17 protein-coding genes are annotated in these 14496 nt (G+C 53.1%); 7 read left to right on the forward strand and 10 right to left on the reverse strand.

Going from position 1 to position 14496, the window contains the following annotated elements:
* Nucleotides 1-80: 80 nt before the first annotated feature.
* The 5 genes from NBV64_RS10290 to NBV64_RS10310 all read right to left on the reverse strand — a co-directional run bounded on the left by NBV64_RS10290 (nucleotide 81) and on the right by NBV64_RS10310 (nucleotide 4144).
* Nucleotides 81-743, reverse strand: a complete 663-nt coding sequence (locus tag NBV64_RS10290) for a hypothetical protein (RefSeq protein ID WP_009454085.1) — start codon at nucleotides 741-743, stop codon at nucleotides 81-83.
* A 490-nt stretch (nucleotides 744-1233) separates the two neighbouring features.
* A complete protein-coding gene (locus NBV64_RS10295) occupies nucleotides 1234-1695 on the reverse strand; it encodes a GNAT family N-acetyltransferase (protein WP_009454086.1) in 462 nt (153 codons plus the stop codon).
* Between the two features lie 82 nt (nucleotides 1696-1777).
* A complete protein-coding gene (locus tag NBV64_RS10300; RefSeq protein ID WP_009454087.1) occupies nucleotides 1778-2899 on the reverse strand; it encodes a site-specific integrase in 1122 nt (373 codons plus the stop codon).
* 73 nt (nucleotides 2900-2972) lie between these two features.
* Nucleotides 2973-3485 (reverse strand): ClbS/DfsB family four-helix bundle protein, encoded by a 513-nt coding sequence (locus tag NBV64_RS10305; protein WP_009454089.1) that lies wholly within the window; start codon nucleotides 3483-3485, stop codon nucleotides 2973-2975.
* A gap of 74 nt (nucleotides 3486-3559) precedes the next feature.
* Complete coding sequence (locus NBV64_RS10310) at nucleotides 3560-4144, reverse strand: SEN1982 family lipoprotein (RefSeq protein WP_009454091.1); 585 nt, start codon at nucleotides 4142-4144, stop codon at nucleotides 3560-3562.
* A 215-nt stretch (nucleotides 4145-4359) separates the two neighbouring features.
* Here NBV64_RS10310 and NBV64_RS10315 point away from each other — a divergent pair, with 215 nt between their 5' ends.
* From NBV64_RS10315 to NBV64_RS10325, 3 genes are read left to right on the forward strand one after another with little or no spacing between them, the layout of a single operon-like run.
* Nucleotides 4360-4929 (forward strand): cytochrome b, encoded by a 570-nt coding sequence (locus tag NBV64_RS10315; RefSeq protein WP_250755707.1) that lies wholly within the window; start codon nucleotides 4360-4362, stop codon nucleotides 4927-4929.
* On the forward strand, nucleotides 4926-5489 hold the full coding sequence (locus tag NBV64_RS10320; RefSeq protein ID WP_250755709.1) for a YceI family protein: 564 nt from the start codon (nucleotides 4926-4928) through the stop codon (nucleotides 5487-5489). Before NBV64_RS10315 ends, NBV64_RS10320 begins: the two co-directional genes overlap by 4 nt.
* Nucleotides 5490-5542: 53 nt before the next feature.
* Nucleotides 5543-6115 (forward strand): YceI family protein, encoded by a 573-nt coding sequence (locus NBV64_RS10325; RefSeq protein WP_250755711.1) that lies wholly within the window; start codon nucleotides 5543-5545, stop codon nucleotides 6113-6115.
* 31 nt (nucleotides 6116-6146) lie between these two features.
* Here NBV64_RS10325 and arsC read toward each other — a convergent pair whose 3' ends face one another.
* The gene (gene arsC / locus NBV64_RS10330; protein WP_009454095.1) at nucleotides 6147-6491 is read right to left on the reverse strand and encodes an arsenate reductase (glutaredoxin); all 345 of its coding nucleotides are present in this window, start codon (nucleotides 6489-6491) and stop codon (nucleotides 6147-6149) included.
* A gap of 122 nt (nucleotides 6492-6613) precedes the next feature.
* Here arsC and NBV64_RS10335 point away from each other — a divergent pair, with 122 nt between their 5' ends.
* The 3 genes from NBV64_RS10335 (at nucleotide 6614) to NBV64_RS10350 (ending at nucleotide 9123) form a co-directional block, all read left to right on the forward strand.
* Nucleotides 6614-7312: a glutathione binding-like protein gene (locus NBV64_RS10335; protein ID WP_009454096.1), complete on the forward strand. Its 699-nt coding sequence runs from the start codon at nucleotides 6614-6616 to the stop codon at nucleotides 7310-7312.
* A gap of 12 nt (nucleotides 7313-7324) precedes the next feature.
* Nucleotides 7325-8116, forward strand: coding sequence for an RsiV family protein (locus NBV64_RS10340; protein WP_009454108.1), 792 nt, complete (start codon nucleotides 7325-7327; stop codon nucleotides 8114-8116).
* Nucleotides 8117-8283: 167 nt separating this feature from the next.
* Nucleotides 8284-9123, forward strand: a complete 840-nt coding sequence (locus tag NBV64_RS10350) for a DUF2789 family protein (RefSeq protein ID WP_342466580.1) — start codon at nucleotides 8284-8286, stop codon at nucleotides 9121-9123.
* 163 nt (nucleotides 9124-9286) lie between these two features.
* On the opposite strand, the gene NBV64_RS10355 is transcribed toward NBV64_RS10350, so the two are convergent.
* From NBV64_RS10355 to holB, 3 genes are all read right to left on the reverse strand, one after another.
* Nucleotides 9287-10183 carry an ankyrin repeat domain-containing protein gene (locus NBV64_RS10355; RefSeq protein ID WP_250755713.1) on the reverse strand — a complete coding sequence of 299 codons (897 nt, stop codon included), beginning with the start codon at nucleotides 10181-10183 and terminating at the stop codon, nucleotides 9287-9289.
* Nucleotides 10184-10538: 355 nt separating this feature from the next.
* Nucleotides 10539-11303: a TatD family hydrolase gene (locus NBV64_RS10360; protein ID WP_250755714.1), complete on the reverse strand. Its 765-nt coding sequence runs from the start codon at nucleotides 11301-11303 to the stop codon at nucleotides 10539-10541.
* A gap of 17 nt (nucleotides 11304-11320) precedes the next feature.
* Nucleotides 11321-12370 carry a DNA polymerase III subunit delta' gene (gene holB / locus NBV64_RS10365; protein WP_250755716.1) on the reverse strand — a complete coding sequence of 350 codons (1050 nt, stop codon included), beginning with the start codon at nucleotides 12368-12370 and terminating at the stop codon, nucleotides 11321-11323.
* Between the two features lie 136 nt (nucleotides 12371-12506).
* On the opposite strand from holB, the gene NBV64_RS10370 reads away from it, so the two are divergent.
* Nucleotides 12507-13316, forward strand: coding sequence for a deoxynucleotide monophosphate kinase family protein (locus tag NBV64_RS10370; RefSeq protein WP_250755717.1), 810 nt, complete (start codon nucleotides 12507-12509; stop codon nucleotides 13314-13316).
* Between the two features lie 88 nt (nucleotides 13317-13404).
* On the opposite strand, the gene mltG is transcribed toward NBV64_RS10370, so the two are convergent.
* On the reverse strand, nucleotides 13405-14412 hold the full coding sequence (gene mltG, locus NBV64_RS10375) for an endolytic transglycosylase MltG (protein ID WP_250755718.1): 1008 nt from the start codon (nucleotides 14410-14412) through the stop codon (nucleotides 13405-13407).
* Between the last annotated feature and the right edge of the window lie 84 nt (nucleotides 14413-14496).

The following is a 14496-nucleotide window of genomic DNA, read 5'->3' on the forward strand; positions in this document are numbered from 1 at the left end:
GTAAAACCGATGCGCATCGGCTCCGGCCCCCATCCGAAGGTATTGCGTATAAAGGTCGGAGCAATTCCGACCTGTCTGTCTCAAGGCGCCAGGGACAAAGCCTGTCTCGTATTCATGGGAGTATCGGGGTTTGTGATACCAAGCGCCGGATTCAGTACGGGATTACCGACCGGCAAATGACCCTTGAATTTAAAAGACTGCAAATTGGCTAAAGAGATAGCCAGCTTGGCGTTGATAAAGTTGAAGGGAACGATGATTTCCAGTTCCGTGCTCGTATGCGGCCCCCGATAGAGATACCCCTGTAATCCCAGCGTTTCAATCAGCGGTTTGCTCTCAGGGATTTGAACCCCTATGTCGCTCAATGCTTTCCTGACCAGCCTGGCTTTTTCTTTTTGTGGAACATTAGGATCCGCTATTTCGCTGCCAGTAATGTCAACGAACTGGGTTTTCCTGCCCTTGCCGTCAAAATTTTTAACGGTAGACGCTTCAATATAGATCAGGTTGATATAGGCATCGCCCGTACCGTTTCCAGGTAGAGAATCCGGCAGATAACCTTCCGCGGTAGCCCGGTCTTCGGCGATATAAAGCCCTGCCCAATCGTCTTTTTTCCCTTCGGGATAAGATTTTATGATTTCTCGGTGGTTCAGGCTCTTGGCAGTAATACCAGAGGATTTGTAGCCAAGAAATACGCATGTGGGCCCTGGCTGTATGGCAATACTCGTTATTTTCGCTTTAACGGCCATCTCAATATCTCCCTATCAAGGATATCCAATACAATATTAATGGCCCCCGATATTTATATTTTTTTTATTATTAATAAAATCAAATAAACACCACAGCAAAGATATATTAACCAGACAAAACCCGTCAACCAATCATGGCGACTAACTAAAATTATTTATTCCATATAATCAGCCAGTTAAGGAACTAACTTTAATCTATCAGCAAGCGTATTAATTTTACCCCTTCACCTTCAGAGAAAAAAATCTTTACAGATTTTTAATCCAGACTCATCTGCAAACAGAGCCGCTTTAGCAGCAAAAAATGTGATCTGTATTCGATCAATGGAATCGCGTAGCGTTTATCAATAATGCTCTTGCTACATCCAATATTCGACAGAGGGCTTCCAAAAGCACAGAGCACAGAGCACAGAGCACAACATTCAGCCTATGCGGCTTTTTATAGTTATTTTTTTGCACCGCGTCAGGGCTGATTACTCAAGAGAAAACCGTCTTACAGAGTTAGCTTGAAACCCTTGTGACTGGCCGTGAAACCCAGTTGCTCATAAAACCGATGAGCATCCGTTCTAGCCCTATCCGAGGTCAGCTGCACAATGCGGCATTGACGCTGACGGCATTGCTCGACCGCCCACTGAATCATCAAACGGCCCAATCCGCAGCCACGCGCCGAGCTGGCGATGCGTACGGACTCAATTTCCCCACGCCAGGCACCTTGATGCGACAAGCCGGGCATATAGCTGATCTGCAAGGTTCCGACCACAGCGCCATTCAGCTCTACAACGGCCAGATACTGGTTTGGATCCGCTTCTATCGCTGCAAAGGCATCCAGATAGGACTGCGCCAGGGGCAGACTGGTATCTTCACGCTCATGGCCCAAAATATCGTCGGCCAACATGGCCACGATCGCTTCCAGATCTGCTGCTACAGCACGACGAAAAACAGGGGTAGACGTCAATTCAAACTCCTCATCAAGAAATAGACGGAATGGACTTGAAATTATGCCTCCTGAAGCTGACCAATCCGTGACTAGCCCTTCATTACGGCTGCGTATTCTCTGTAATTGCTGGCTTATCAGGCGTTCTCTGTGCATCCAACCAAGCCAGCCAGGAAGCTTGCAGGCGCCATGCACTGGCAGCACCGGGAGCGTAGCCCATGATTTCCTCGATTTCTGGCAGAGAAAAACCACGCTCGATCAAACCTGCACCAAAGGTATTACGCAAACGCTGTGGCGTCATCAACAGATCCATCTGCTTGATTCCCCATTTGCTGACGATACGAGCCAGCGTGGCAGGATTCATCTGTGCCTGGGGACGCGCAGCGCTGATCTGACGGCTACCAGGAAAGACCCGGCTATCTTTTACCCAAGCGGAAGCATCTTCGGCTCCGCTAAAGATCAACCAGCTACGCAAAATGCCTTCGCACCAGACAGGCACAACAACGTCGCGTTTTGCCGCGCCAGCAAGCCTGAGCAGAAGAGTGCCATCCCGCCAAAGAGCTGTCTCCTCGTGATCTGAGTCGTCTGTTTCTGAAGACTCTGCAGTGCGTTTGGCTACGCCTACCGCGCAAGGGTGCAACTGCCCCAACTCCACCGGGCGCAAGCCTGTGCCCAGCATCACAGCCACAATCGTCATATCCCGATATTCACGCCAACGGGCAGCAATGGTCATATCACTGGTCAACTCCAGGACACGCAGGCGGGTATTCAAGGCTTTGATGGTGGCAGAGCATTGATCGACAGAAAGAAACTGGGTGGCCTGGTTGTCAGGCGCCTGACGCCAGCTTTCCTTGAAAGGATCATTGATGGCGGGGGCCAGTGCGGGGTTTTCCGAGCGGCCATCCTGGCGGCAGAGCTCTTCATAAGCACGGGCAATGACTTGTTGATAGCGCTCACGCTGCGGACGGCGCACTTCGTCCAGATTGCTCAAAAAGTCCCGTATATCCACAGGCTTGATCTGGGTGTACTGCTTTTTGTGATCTTGCAGCGCCTGCAAGAAGCGTCGCCACAAGGTGCGATAAACCCGCTGCGTGCTGGGCGCCATGGGCGGGCGTTGATGCTGCAACCACGTGTCAAACAAGGCCTCCGCCGATATATCGGCGGCCTGCGAGCCCAAAATGGGCAGGTCAAACTGCCCTTCTTCTCTTGTAGACCGTTTTTTCATTCCCTATTTATCTTTTCCGTTAATTGCATTTATATAATAAAACCTTACGGTGGATTGATGCAACTTCGTCTTATCAGACAATGGAATGTATTTTCTTCCATTTCCGCAGTCGGATCCGAGCATTCGCATAAGGTGAGGCCGTATTGAACTGAATCATGCGCCCTAGAGAATACTTCTTGTACCAAGGCGCTCCATACAGATCACCATCTGTACTTTGCTCGACCAAGGCAACAATACGAGCTTGCGCCTCCTCCAGGCGATTTAATAAGTCCGAGTACGACACATTGGCAAAGTCGGCATAGAACTTCTGTGCCAGACGCCCGAGCTCGTTCCATTTAAAACCGGTTTCAGGGAAATCTACCGGCAAACCTTTGGCCTTGGCCTGGCTCCACTTCAAAACCAGTTCGTTCCATCCGATCAAATAAGCGACCAGATCAGCCACACTCATTTGCGTCCCCTTGGTATGACCTTCCAGGTCTTTTTCACGAGCCCGCGTAATGGGAACAGTAGCCAGATCTGCAGCCAACTTTTGATAATTGCTGCAAATGGCCACTAATAAATCGTGTTTGTTTTGAGGCACAGCCATATGATTGCTCCTCTTGCTCAAGACCGAACCACACCGTACTGCCCCACCTTTTTCATGCAGCCGTGTGGCATCACTTAACGATAAAGGTTCTGATGAACCCAGCCCTTATTGGTCAGAATCATTCGTGCCTGTCCCTCGACTTCCTGGGCCGTCAACGCGCGCAGATCCTCGTAGCTATCCTGAACCGCGCTATCTTTGATCCAGCCTGCCGCATCGGCCAGATGATAGACATAGCTCACCTGACTGACGGTAAACCCGTCTGCGCTGGCCGGTTCGGTAAAGTAGTTGATACGGTCCAGAACCAGGCGGCCTGTACAAAATGCATCATGCTCGCCCTGCGACTGTTCGGAGCTGGAACGACGCAAATAGGTGTCTGCATTGGCATCCAGCTCGTAGCGCGGTGCCTCTTCCTTTCCTACCTGACGCAACAAACCTACCTTGGCCAAGGCGGCCAGACGAGCTCGATCTTCCACAATCAAGGGGGAATCGTGCTCGGCCTGATAGGGATACACACGTCCAGGCACTCCTACACACAAGCCGTCTCGCGTATCCAGATAGCTCTGGATTGCCGTGCTGAAATTTTCCTCATTGGCCTTTTTCGAGTCCTGGCATCCTGCCAACAAACCGGCTACCACGACGACCAACGCTGTTTTCCACATAGAGACTTCCTTGCTTGCGAGCTGAAAAAAGGAGTTTAGCCCGCCCCCACCCCACCCTGAAAGCCTTGTCACACGCTGCAAGAAAATAGTCATCTTGCAAGAGATGCACGACCAATACCCCCCAATATTGCATTACTGCATTGCAAAATCTGGTCTTTTACGATGCTTACAAACAGGTTAAAGTTTCTTGGCTTCGTAAATGAAAGGCATTATCAATGAGCATCACCCCTGTTCCAGTGAATCGCCAACGCTACACCCGAATCGCACGCATCTTGCATTGGCTGATGGCACTGGCCCTGACCGCCCTAGTGACCGTGGGCTACACCATGAAAACCTTGCCCCTGTCCCCTTTGAAACTGCAAGTCTATTCCTGGCACAAATGGGCCGGTATTTCCTTGCTGGTACTGGTGATCCTGCGCCTGCTCTGGCGTTTGTTCAACCGCCCCCCTGCTCTGCCCCCTGGTATGTCTGTTTTCAGCCGGGCTCTGGCCCACTGTGGTCATGCAGCGTTGTACCTGTTGATGATTGGTATTCCCCTGACAGGCTGGCTGATGAGTTCTGCCAAAGGCTTTCAGACAGTGTGGTTTGGCGTGATCCCCCTGACCGATCTGGTTTCCAAAGATAAACCTTTGGGCGAGCTGCTGGTCCAAGTCCACATCTTTTTGAATTACGCCCTGATTGCCATGGTCAGCCTGCATGTTCTGGCGGCCTTGAAGCATCAGTTCATAGACCGTGACGGCTTGCTTGGCCGCATCACCTTTACTTTAGGCAAAGCCAAATCATGAAAAAATCTGTCTTCGTGTCCCTGCTGATCGGCTCTCTGGGCCTGGGCACCAGTCTGGCCGTCAACGCCAAGAACTACCAGGCTCTGGACACCCAAAATAGCGAAATCGGCTTTCAGTATTCCCAGATGGGTGTGAAGCTGGATGGTCAGTTCCGTAAATTTGAAGGCGAACTGAACTTCAACCCCGACGCCCTGGATCAGTCCAAGGTGGTCTTGAAGGTCGCCCTGGATAGCGTTGATACCGGCTCAGAAGAAGCCGATGATGAATTGCAAGACGTGCGCTGGTTCGATATTGACGCGCATCCCCAGGCCGTTTTCAGCTCCAAGAGTTTCCGCGCTGTCAGCGACCAGCAATATGAAGTGCAAGGCACGCTGCAGATCAAAGGCCGTGAGCAACCCGTCACTGTCATGGCGACCATGGCTCCCGAAGGCGACAAAGCCACTTTTAGCGGTGCCTTTGAAATCAAGCGTGGCGATTTTTCTATCGGTGAAGGCTCTTGGTCCAGCTACGACATCGTGGCCAACGAGATCACCGTCAACTTCAAGATTGATGCCAAGTAAGCAGACGCATCAGCGCCCCCTCCCTCTCCCTGCATAACAAGGATTACACCCTCATGATCAAGCCAGTGATTGCCCTGTCCGCCAGTTTCATGTTTGCTTTTGCTGCCCAGGCGGCTCCAGTCACCTATCAGGTTGAACCCAGCCACACCTTTGTGCACTTCAGCTACAAGCACCTGGGCCTGAGCACGCAAAGCCAGCGTTTTGACAAGGCACAAGGTACGGTTACACTGGACCAGGAAGCCAAGACCGGCAGCATCGACATGAAAGTCGACACCCGTTCGGTCAGCACCGGCTTTCCCCTGTTCAACGAACACATCCAGGGCAAGGATCACTTCGACACCGAGCAGTTCCCCGAAGCAACTTTTGTGTCCAAGGACATTCAGTTCGACGGTGACAAGCCTGTGTCCGCCAAGGGAGATCTGACCATCAAGGGCATTACCAAACCCGTGACCATGACCATCGAGTCCTTCCTGACCATGCCCAAGCACCCCATGATGAACAAACCCGCTCTGGGCGCGGACGGCAAGATTGAGATCAAGCGTAGCGAGTTTGGCATGGCTGCCAACGTGCCTTACGTGGGCGACGAAGTCACTATCCGCATTGCGCTGGAAGCCATTGCCCAGTAATAGCGAAGCACTCGCTACTCAGGAAGTCTGTTTAAAGGATTTCCTGAACCACTTCCAGGGGACGCGCCAGACGCGTCCCTTTTTCTGTCACCACGATAGGACGGTTCAACAAAACAGGATTGGCTTCAATCGCTGCCAGCAAGTCCTCGTCGCTCAGATCGGGATTGCCCAGGTTCAGCTCGCTGTAAACAGCCTCTTTGCTGCGCATGGCCTCGCGTACCGTCAAGCCCGTTGCCGCAATCAGCGCTTTGAGTTCACTGCGTGACAAAGGTGTTTTCAGGTACTCGATGATCTCGGGTTCCAGACCTTTTTCACGCATCATGGCCAGGGCATTACGCGAAGTGCTGCAGCGCGGATTATGATAGATTTTGCTCATGACAGTCTTTGACTTCCTATAAACCGTATTCAGGCGAACAATAGTAGCCCAGCGCCGCCGGATACGTCATCTGGGTAGCTTGCTGCAGACAGGCCAGCGTCTTCACTTAGCCAGGAGAACACATGATCGACCTGTATTACTGGACCACTCCCAACGGACATAAAATCACGATGTTTCTGGAAGAGTCCGGTCTGCCATACACCATCCACCCCATCAATATTGGCCAAGGCGATCAATTCAAACCTGAATTCCTGCGTATCGCCCCCAATAACCGCATTCCCGCCATTGTTGACCAGGCTCCGCAAGACGGTGGCGAACCTATCTCCCTGTTCGAGTCCGGCGCCATCCTGCAATATCTGGCAGAAAAAACCGGCCAGTTCCTGTCGACCGATTTGCGAGTGCGTACCGAAACCTTGCAGTGGCTGTACTGGCAAATGGGTGGCCTGGGCCCCATGGCAGGCCAGAACCACCATTTCAATGTCTATGCACCCGTCAAAATCGAGTACGCGATCGACCGCTATGTGCGTGAGACTGGCCGTCTCTACGGCGTGCTGAACAAACATCTGGAGCAGCGCGACTTTATTGCTGGGGACTACTCCATTGCCGATATGGCCAGCTACCCCTGGATTGTCTCCCACCAGCGTCAAAACCAGAATCTGGACGACTTCCCACATCTGAAGCGTTGGTTTGAGCGTATTGGCGCGCGTCCCGCAACTGAGCGTGCCTATGCCTTGGTCGAACAGATCAACCCCGGCTCGCCCGTCCATGACGACAAGGCCCGTCAAATCCTCTTTGGCCAAGATTCTAAAACCATCCGATAGGACTACGATCCCATGACCTTACAGCGCCCCTATCAGCTGCTGCTTATTGGCCTGACAGCCATGGCTCTGTCTGCGTGTTCCAGCACGCCCAGCAATATCTCCCTGATTCCAACGCAAACCCAGGATCAAACTGAAAAAGATGGCGTTTTTACCCAGCCCTTGGACTACAAGCACGTCAAACCAGGCTGTACCGGTGAATGCCCGCGCCTGGAAGTGAAATCTCTGATTTTCCCCGGCAATGCCGAGCTGACCAAACTGGTCGATGAAAGCCTGGCTCATATGACGGTTATCTCTGACCGCCATCCTGGCTATCGCGGTTTGAAGGAATTCGAGAACTACTACTGGGCTACCGCCAATAATCGTGACGAAGTACATTTATCCGCCCGTACGCGCTACCGTAACCGGGATCTGACGGTCGTCGAGCTAAGTTCGGGCATCTACATGACGGGTGCGGCCCACGGCATTACAGCAACCCAGTTCATCAACTGGGACAATCGCCTGAAGACAGCTTTACCTCTGGACCGCATTATTGCCCCCGGCAAGATCAAGCCTTTCCAGGAACTGGTACGCCATGCGCACAACAACTGGGTTTCCAGCCTGAGTGAAGCACGTGAAGACCGAGCCGGTTGGGACAGAATGTGGCCCTTCCAGCCCGCCCAGAACATTGCTCTGACCGATCAGGGCTTGCTGGTGAAGTACAACCCGTACGAGGTCGCCCCGTATTCCTTCGGTCAGCCAGAGTTACTGCTGCCCTACTCGGAACTGCGTGGCATTCTGCGTCCTGACTACCTGCCCGCCAATTAAGCGTTTGGGTCACCGTAAATAGACAGGCAGCGTATATCAGGCTGCCTGTTAATAAAAACAGTGTTTTTTTGTGCGCTACTCAAAGCCCGGAGCCTTTAGCCATACATGCTGGAGCCACGCCCGTCCTTAGCGTCCGATCATCCCCTCTTCCAAGCTCCCCTACCACCATGTCTGATAACTTGTTCCGCTTTCACGACCTGTTTGCTCAACTGGGTCTGCCCAACACCCCCGAGGCGATTGCCAGCTTTCTGGAAAAACACCGCCCTTTGCCTAATGACGTGCTGCTGGCTGACGCTCCCTTCTGGAACGAGTCTCAAGCCGAGTTCATTCGGGAAAAACGACTCCAGGATTCCCCGGAATGGATCCAGATCATTGACCAGTTAAGCAAGGCCCTGCGTCAAACGACTGGCGTGGTGAATCTGTCCGGCCCTTGCCGCGTTCTGGCTTTATCAGGCAGCCTGCGCCAAAGCTCCTTCAACACCGCTTTGGCACACGCCGCTCAAGCCCTGGCTCCCCAAGGCATGGAGATTGAAGTCGCCACCCTACACGGCATCCCCCTGTATGACGGCGATCTCGAAAGCAAGGACGGCATTCCAGAAGCCGTACTGGCCTTGAAAGAAAAGATCCTGAACGCCGATGCTCTCTTGCTGGTTACCCCGGAATACAACAATGGCGTACCCGGCGTATTCAAGAACGGAATCGACTGGCTGTCTCGCACAGACATGAAAGCCATCTTCTCGGGCCGTATCACCGGGCTGATTGGCGCTTCCATGGGGGGCTTTGGCACGATCTCCTCCCAGGCAGCCTGGTTACCTACGCTGAAAATGCTGGGTGTGTCCCTATACAGCGGCGGCTCGTTGCTGGTATCTCGTGCGCAGAATTCCTTTGATGCGGAAGGCAAACTGCAAGATGAGAATATCCAGAAAATGCTCAGCAACTACCTTCAAGGTTTCCAGACCTTTGTGCATGCCTCCCATATGGCCAAGGCGCAAGAAAAGGGCAATTAAGCGGCAATAGATAAAAAGGGTTTTGGTTTCCTGCCTGTAGAAATACTGAGTCACCACAGCTGCGAACGCAGTGCAGGACGTCAGTATCACTACAACCATTCCCGATTATTGCCGTAACAAAAAAGGAGCCCTCAAGGCTCCTTTTTACATCCTGCCCCCAGACTTAAGGCTGTACAGGCTTGTCGAAACGATCCAGGTCAAAATAGCGACTGGTACTGCTGGACGAAGCAGGTTTCGAACTGGAGCTGTCTTCTGCAGGAGCTGGCTCGGGCTCTACCGTCACCGTTTGCACCCGATTCAAATCAGGCTGCTCTACCCGCTCTGGCACACCATAAGTCTCTACCGCTCCACCGGAGTAAGTCCCCGCTGCGGCTGGTGCAGCGGCCGCTTTACGAGCGACAGCTTGATCCAGATAACTGGCCAATTGTTCATGATTGGCCGAACGAGCCCAGTCTGCCGGACTCAGGCCTTGGGCATTTTGCATACTCGGATCAGCACCCGCTGCCAATAACACATCGACTACAGCCCGTTTGCCCGACAAGGCAGCCATCATCAAGGGGCTGGTCCCGTCTGGTGCAGGTGCATTCACAATCGCTTTCTGAGACAGCAGATAGCGCACCGTCTCTTCATGTCCTTTGGAAGCGGCATAGTGCAAAGGTGACCAGCCCACCCGATTCACCTGCCCCCCTCGTGCTTGCAGATCACGCAAACGAGCGGTCTCCCCCATCAGGGCCAGATACATCATGGGAGTTTCGCGGGCCTCGTTCTCGATGTTCACATTGGTTTGTCGGTTAGCCAGCAAAGTGTCCACCACTTTCCAGGACTTGTTGCGGATCGCCAGCATCAAGGAAGGATTGCCCTTGGAATCGACTGCGTTGGGGTTCGCCCCCTTGATGAACTCCTGCTCGATGATGTTGGGTCGGTCATTTTCCAGCGCCAAATACCAATTTCGGCTTTCAAGCTCCGGTTCCTGCGCCGACACAGGGGCTGACAGCAGAAAGGCCAAAGGAAGCACCACAGAAAGGATGGTTTTATTGGGTATTTTTCTTTTAAAAATCATGCTATTAAATCCTTTTCATAAAGTGCTTTATCAGGTTATGAAAGTACAGATAGATGCCGCTTCAGAAATTGCTTCTCTCTATCCAAGCAGGAAGCATTTAACTATAAACAGGTTTAAGAATAATCAATAAATCTTTGATTACTAACAAAAATTGAATATTTTAAGTGAATCCCAACCAAGCCCGAAAGACGGAGAAAACACCATAAAATTCTATTTTTACGCTTAAAATCAAATACTTAAATCATCTTCTTAAAGTTTTAAATCAACTTTAAACCGCCCTTGTGCAAGATCCTGAATCTTGGCTCAAACAGTCACAAAAGCCTTACCAGAACCTCTAAACGAGATTAACTTAAAGCTATACCTTACTGAATAATTTGAAGAAATTCTCTGCGCTAGCCTCTTCCACTTCCTTCACCGAGATCCCACGAAGCTCCGCAATTTTCTCAGCCACATGAATGACCAGGGAAGGATCATTGGTTTTGCCTCGATACGGCACAGGAGCCAAAAACGGCGAGTCCGTTTCGATCAGCAGACGATCCAGCGGCACGCGTTGCGCCACATCCTGCAGCTGGGTAGCGTTCTTGAAGGTCACAATCCCGGAGAAGGAAATGTAGAAATTCAGATCCAAGGCCGCTTGTGCCACTTCCCAAGTTTCAGTGAAACAGTGCATCACGCCCCCGGCAATCTGCGCCTGCTCTTCACGCATGATGGCAATGGTGTCCTCACTGGCCGAGCGAGTATGGATGATCAAAGGCAGGCCCGACTCGCGACTGGCACGGATGTGGGTGCGGAAACGCTCACGCTGCCAATCCAGGGGCTCTTGCAAGCGGTAATAGTCCAGACCCGTTTCGCCAATAGCCACCACTTTGGGATCTTGAGCATGTTTGATCAGCTCCTGGACGGTAGGCTCGGTGACTTTCTCATAATCCGGATGCACGCCAACCGAGGCAAACAAATGGCCGTGGGGACGCACCAGCTCCATCAAACCGGGCCAGTCGTCCATATCCACGCTGACCACCAGCGCACAGCCCACCTGGTTCTGGCGCATCTTGTCCAGGATGTCGTCCAGATTTTCAGCAAGTTCAGGGAAATTAAGATGGCAATGCGAATCAACAAACATGATTAGACGGTACTTTTTTAAACACGACGACATGCCTGGTGCAAACGGTCCAGGGCATGATGAATAAACAATTTAGCATTGAGCGGATGATTCCCCAGCCGCTTTTGCTGCACCAGCCACTTCAGGGCTTCCGTCACCGCTGTGGTGTTGGATTGGGCTGCCAAGGCATCAATGCGCTTTTGCAGGGAAGGATAGTAACGCGCCGGTTGGGCAAAACCACCCAGCTGAATATCGACAAACAAGCGTTGCCAATGGTCAATCCACTCTTGAGCAGGCAGTTTTTCCAGCGTATCGGCCAAGGACAAATCCGCCTCACGGCCTGCTTTCAATACCCCATCCATCCAGACGCTTAACCAATCTGGGCACGGTGCATTCATATCCTGGCTGGCGCTTAACGCTTTTAGTGGAGCACCACCCCAGGCAGCCAACCAGTCCGAGGCTTGATCCACCCCTTGTTGCTCCAGCCACTGCACCGATTGCTGAGCATCAGGTGCGGGCAAAGGCAAACGGCGGCAACGCGATACCAGTGTAGGCAACAGCCGATCTGGCGCATCGGCTACCAGCAGAAAAACTGTGCGGTCCGCAGGTTCTTCCAGCACCTTCAGCAAGGCATTGGCCGATACCAGATTCAGAGCCTGAGCCGGATAAAGCACCGCCACTCGCCACCCGCCTCTATGAGTGGCCGTATTGAACCAGTGCTGCAACTGGCGTAATTGCTCCACCCGGATTTCCCGGGAAGGATTTTTACGGGCAGCCGAGTCTTTGGCCAAGTCCCCTTCCTGGGTGTCTGGCCCCTGCTCTTCCAGCGCAACCGCATCCGGGCGCAGCAGGCGCAAGTCCGGGTGATTTCCCCCCCGCACCCACTGACAGGCCTGACAGTGGCCACAAGCCAGACCCTGCACCGGCTGGTCGCACAATAAACTGGCGGCGGCCGCACGGGCGAATCGCGTCTTGCCGATGCCCGGCAGACCGTGGATCAGCCAGGCATGGGCAAAACGCTCCTGATTGCCCAGCCAATTTTGGGCGGTCGCGATTTGCCAAGGTAGAAAAGTCAAACTATCAGACACCGTATTGCCTCAAGGTTGCACATCAAAAGGCCTGATTCACGCAGGAAAGACCAGGCAATCGCCCCCGCTTGAACAGCTCAGCGCACATTGTAATATGAACCGGTAAAATGCCTGCTCCACTACCAAGGATGATGAAGTGAGCTTATTGATCGGGCTGGCCGCCAAAGCGCGTTCAGGCAAAGATACCGTCGCCAATCTACTACTGGCACAAAACCCTTTATTGGCCGCTTATGCCCTGGCCGACCCCGTGAAAATGGGCTGTGAAGTGCTGTTTGGCCTAAGTCCAGCCCAAGCCTGGACAGACGACAGCCTGAAAGAAGTGCCTATTGCCCTTTGGCAGCGCTCCCCCAGACAGTGTTTCCAGCTACTGGGAACGGACTGGATGCGCCAGCGCGATCCCGATCATTGGCTACGCCGCGCCCAACATGTGCTGGAGTTTGGACCGGGCTCCCCCCTTGCCAGAAGCATTCAGAACTACTCGGTCTGGGCGCTGGCTCTGGCCGCGATTTACGGCATGGTGCCTGAGCACCTGGATGATGAGCGGGCGGATAATGTGGATGCCTTTTGGGGTTTGAGTCCGCGTCAGGCGGCCGAACATCTACGCAATCAGGTTCTGGCCGAATACCCGGATTACGAGCACCGTCGCCAAACCTTGCCCCTGTTCCTGCCCAGCCACCAGCTTCCTGATATGAGTCAGGCCCGTTGTCTGCTGATTAAAGACATTCGTTACGAAAACGAGGCCAATTTCATCCGTGAACATGGTGGGGAAATCTGGCATATCGAACGCCCTGGCAATCCAGTGATCAGCCAGCACTCTTCCGAATGGGGTGTAGAACGCGCCCCCCAGGACTATCTGATTCGCAATGACGCAGGCCTGGAAGAACTGGCCAGCAAGGTCCATGATTTGTGGACGGGCTTCACGCAACGGCACGGCTTGAAGCTTTGACTCCCTGGCCTTGGATAGCGCTCAGCCGTCCAAGTGTCACCAAACCGCCCCCAAAAACCATTCAGGCCCCTGATAGGGCCTGAATGGTTTAGCGTTTCAGAATATATTTGGCGACGGCCCGGTTATGTGCAGACAGATTCGTCGAGAACTCGCTGGTTCCATCGCCACGCGATACAAAATAATAGAAATCATGCTTTTCGGGATGCAAAGTCGCCATCAAGGAAGCCTTGCCAGGACTGGCTATCGGCGTGGGAGGCAATCCATTGCGCGTGTACGTGTTCCAGGGGGTATCCGTCGTCAAATCGCGCTTGCGAATACGGCCGTCATAGGCTGAACCCATGCCGTAAATAACCGTTGGGTCTGTCTGCAATGGCATGCCTACGCGCAAACGGTTCATGAACACCCCGGCCACACGCGCTCGATCCTGACTGTGGCCTGTCTCACGCTCCACGATAGAAGCCATGATCAAGGCCTCGTATGGCGTCTTCAAGGGCAAATCCGCATCCCGGTCCGCCCATAGCTGTTCCAGCAGTTCCTGCTGAGCCTGAAACCCGCGCCGCAGGATATCCACATCTGCAGTACCCGGTACAAAAACGTAGGTGTCGGGATAGAACAGACCTTCAGGATGTACAGCGTTCAAGCCAAAACGCTGCAGCAAGTCTGCATCACTGACATCACTCAAGGTTTGGCGAACCTGGGGATTGCTCGCCAACGTCTCGCGAATGCGTTGATAGGTCCAGCCTTCAGGAATGGTCAGGCGGGTTTGCAGCATATTGCCGCTGGACATGCGCTCCATCACCATCCATGGCGTATCACCACGCACGGCCTCGTAAGCCCCCGCTTGCAAGGAGGTATCCAGGCCAGAGAAACGCGCCATCCAGACAAAAGCATCTTCCTGGATACCGATCCCGGCCTGCTGCATGCTGCGTGCAATCGCACGGGGGCCAGAGCCTGCAGGCACCACATAGTCGATGCGTTCAGCACTCATCGTCACGGGCTGCTTCTTGGCCCAATACCAGGCGCCACCCGCTATCACACAGGCGACGACCACCAGAAGGCCCAACAGGGCAAAGAAGATCTTGACAGTTTTTTTCATGCGAGCGCTATTGTAATCAGAATAAGGCGGCATATTCCTGAATATGTGTCACAGTCAAACACAGAAACCGGGACAGGCCCGCGC

Origin of the sequence: Alcaligenes sp. DN25, assembly GCF_023674485.1 — a bacterium.
In the GTDB taxonomy this organism is placed as follows: Bacteria; Pseudomonadota; Gammaproteobacteria; order Burkholderiales; family Burkholderiaceae_B; genus Alcaligenes; species Alcaligenes phenolicus.

What these genes read in the sequence shown, in the direction of transcription:
- NBV64_RS10340 (WP_009454108.1), top strand. Translation starts at nt 7,325, where the DNA reads ATGACCTTACAGCGCCCCTATCAGCTGCTGCTTATTGGCCTGACAGCC.
- NBV64_RS10325 (WP_250755711.1), top strand. Translation starts at nt 5,543, where the DNA reads ATGATCAAGCCAGTGATTGCCCTGTCCGCCAGTTTCATGTTTGCTTTT.
- NBV64_RS10290 (WP_009454085.1), bottom strand. Translation starts at nt 743, where the DNA reads ATGGCCGTTAAAGCGAAAATAACGAGTATTGCCATACAGCCAGGGCCC.
- NBV64_RS10300 (WP_009454087.1), bottom strand. Translation starts at nt 2,899, where the DNA reads ATGAAAAAACGGTCTACAAGAGAAGAAGGGCAGTTTGACCTGCCCATT.
- NBV64_RS10360 (WP_250755714.1), bottom strand. Translation starts at nt 11,303, where the DNA reads ATGTTTGTTGATTCGCATTGCCATCTTAATTTCCCTGAACTTGCTGAA.
- NBV64_RS10335 (WP_009454096.1), top strand. Translation starts at nt 6,614, where the DNA reads ATGATCGACCTGTATTACTGGACCACTCCCAACGGACATAAAATCACG.
- NBV64_RS10320 (WP_250755709.1), top strand. Translation starts at nt 4,926, where the DNA reads ATGAAAAAATCTGTCTTCGTGTCCCTGCTGATCGGCTCTCTGGGCCTG.
- NBV64_RS10315 (WP_250755707.1), top strand. Translation starts at nt 4,360, where the DNA reads ATGAGCATCACCCCTGTTCCAGTGAATCGCCAACGCTACACCCGAATC.
- NBV64_RS10310 (WP_009454091.1), bottom strand. Translation starts at nt 4,144, where the DNA reads ATGTGGAAAACAGCGTTGGTCGTCGTGGTAGCCGGTTTGTTGGCAGGA.
- mltG (WP_250755718.1), bottom strand. Translation starts at nt 14,412, where the DNA reads ATGAAAAAAACTGTCAAGATCTTCTTTGCCCTGTTGGGCCTTCTGGTG.
- arsC (WP_009454095.1), bottom strand. Translation starts at nt 6,491, where the DNA reads ATGAGCAAAATCTATCATAATCCGCGCTGCAGCACTTCGCGTAATGCC.
- NBV64_RS10305 (WP_009454089.1), bottom strand. Translation starts at nt 3,485, where the DNA reads ATGGCTGTGCCTCAAAACAAACACGATTTATTAGTGGCCATTTGCAGC.
- NBV64_RS10355 (WP_250755713.1), bottom strand. Translation starts at nt 10,183, where the DNA reads ATGATTTTTAAAAGAAAAATACCCAATAAAACCATCCTTTCTGTGGTG.
- NBV64_RS10350 (WP_342466580.1), top strand. Translation starts at nt 8,284, where the DNA reads ATGTCTGATAACTTGTTCCGCTTTCACGACCTGTTTGCTCAACTGGGT.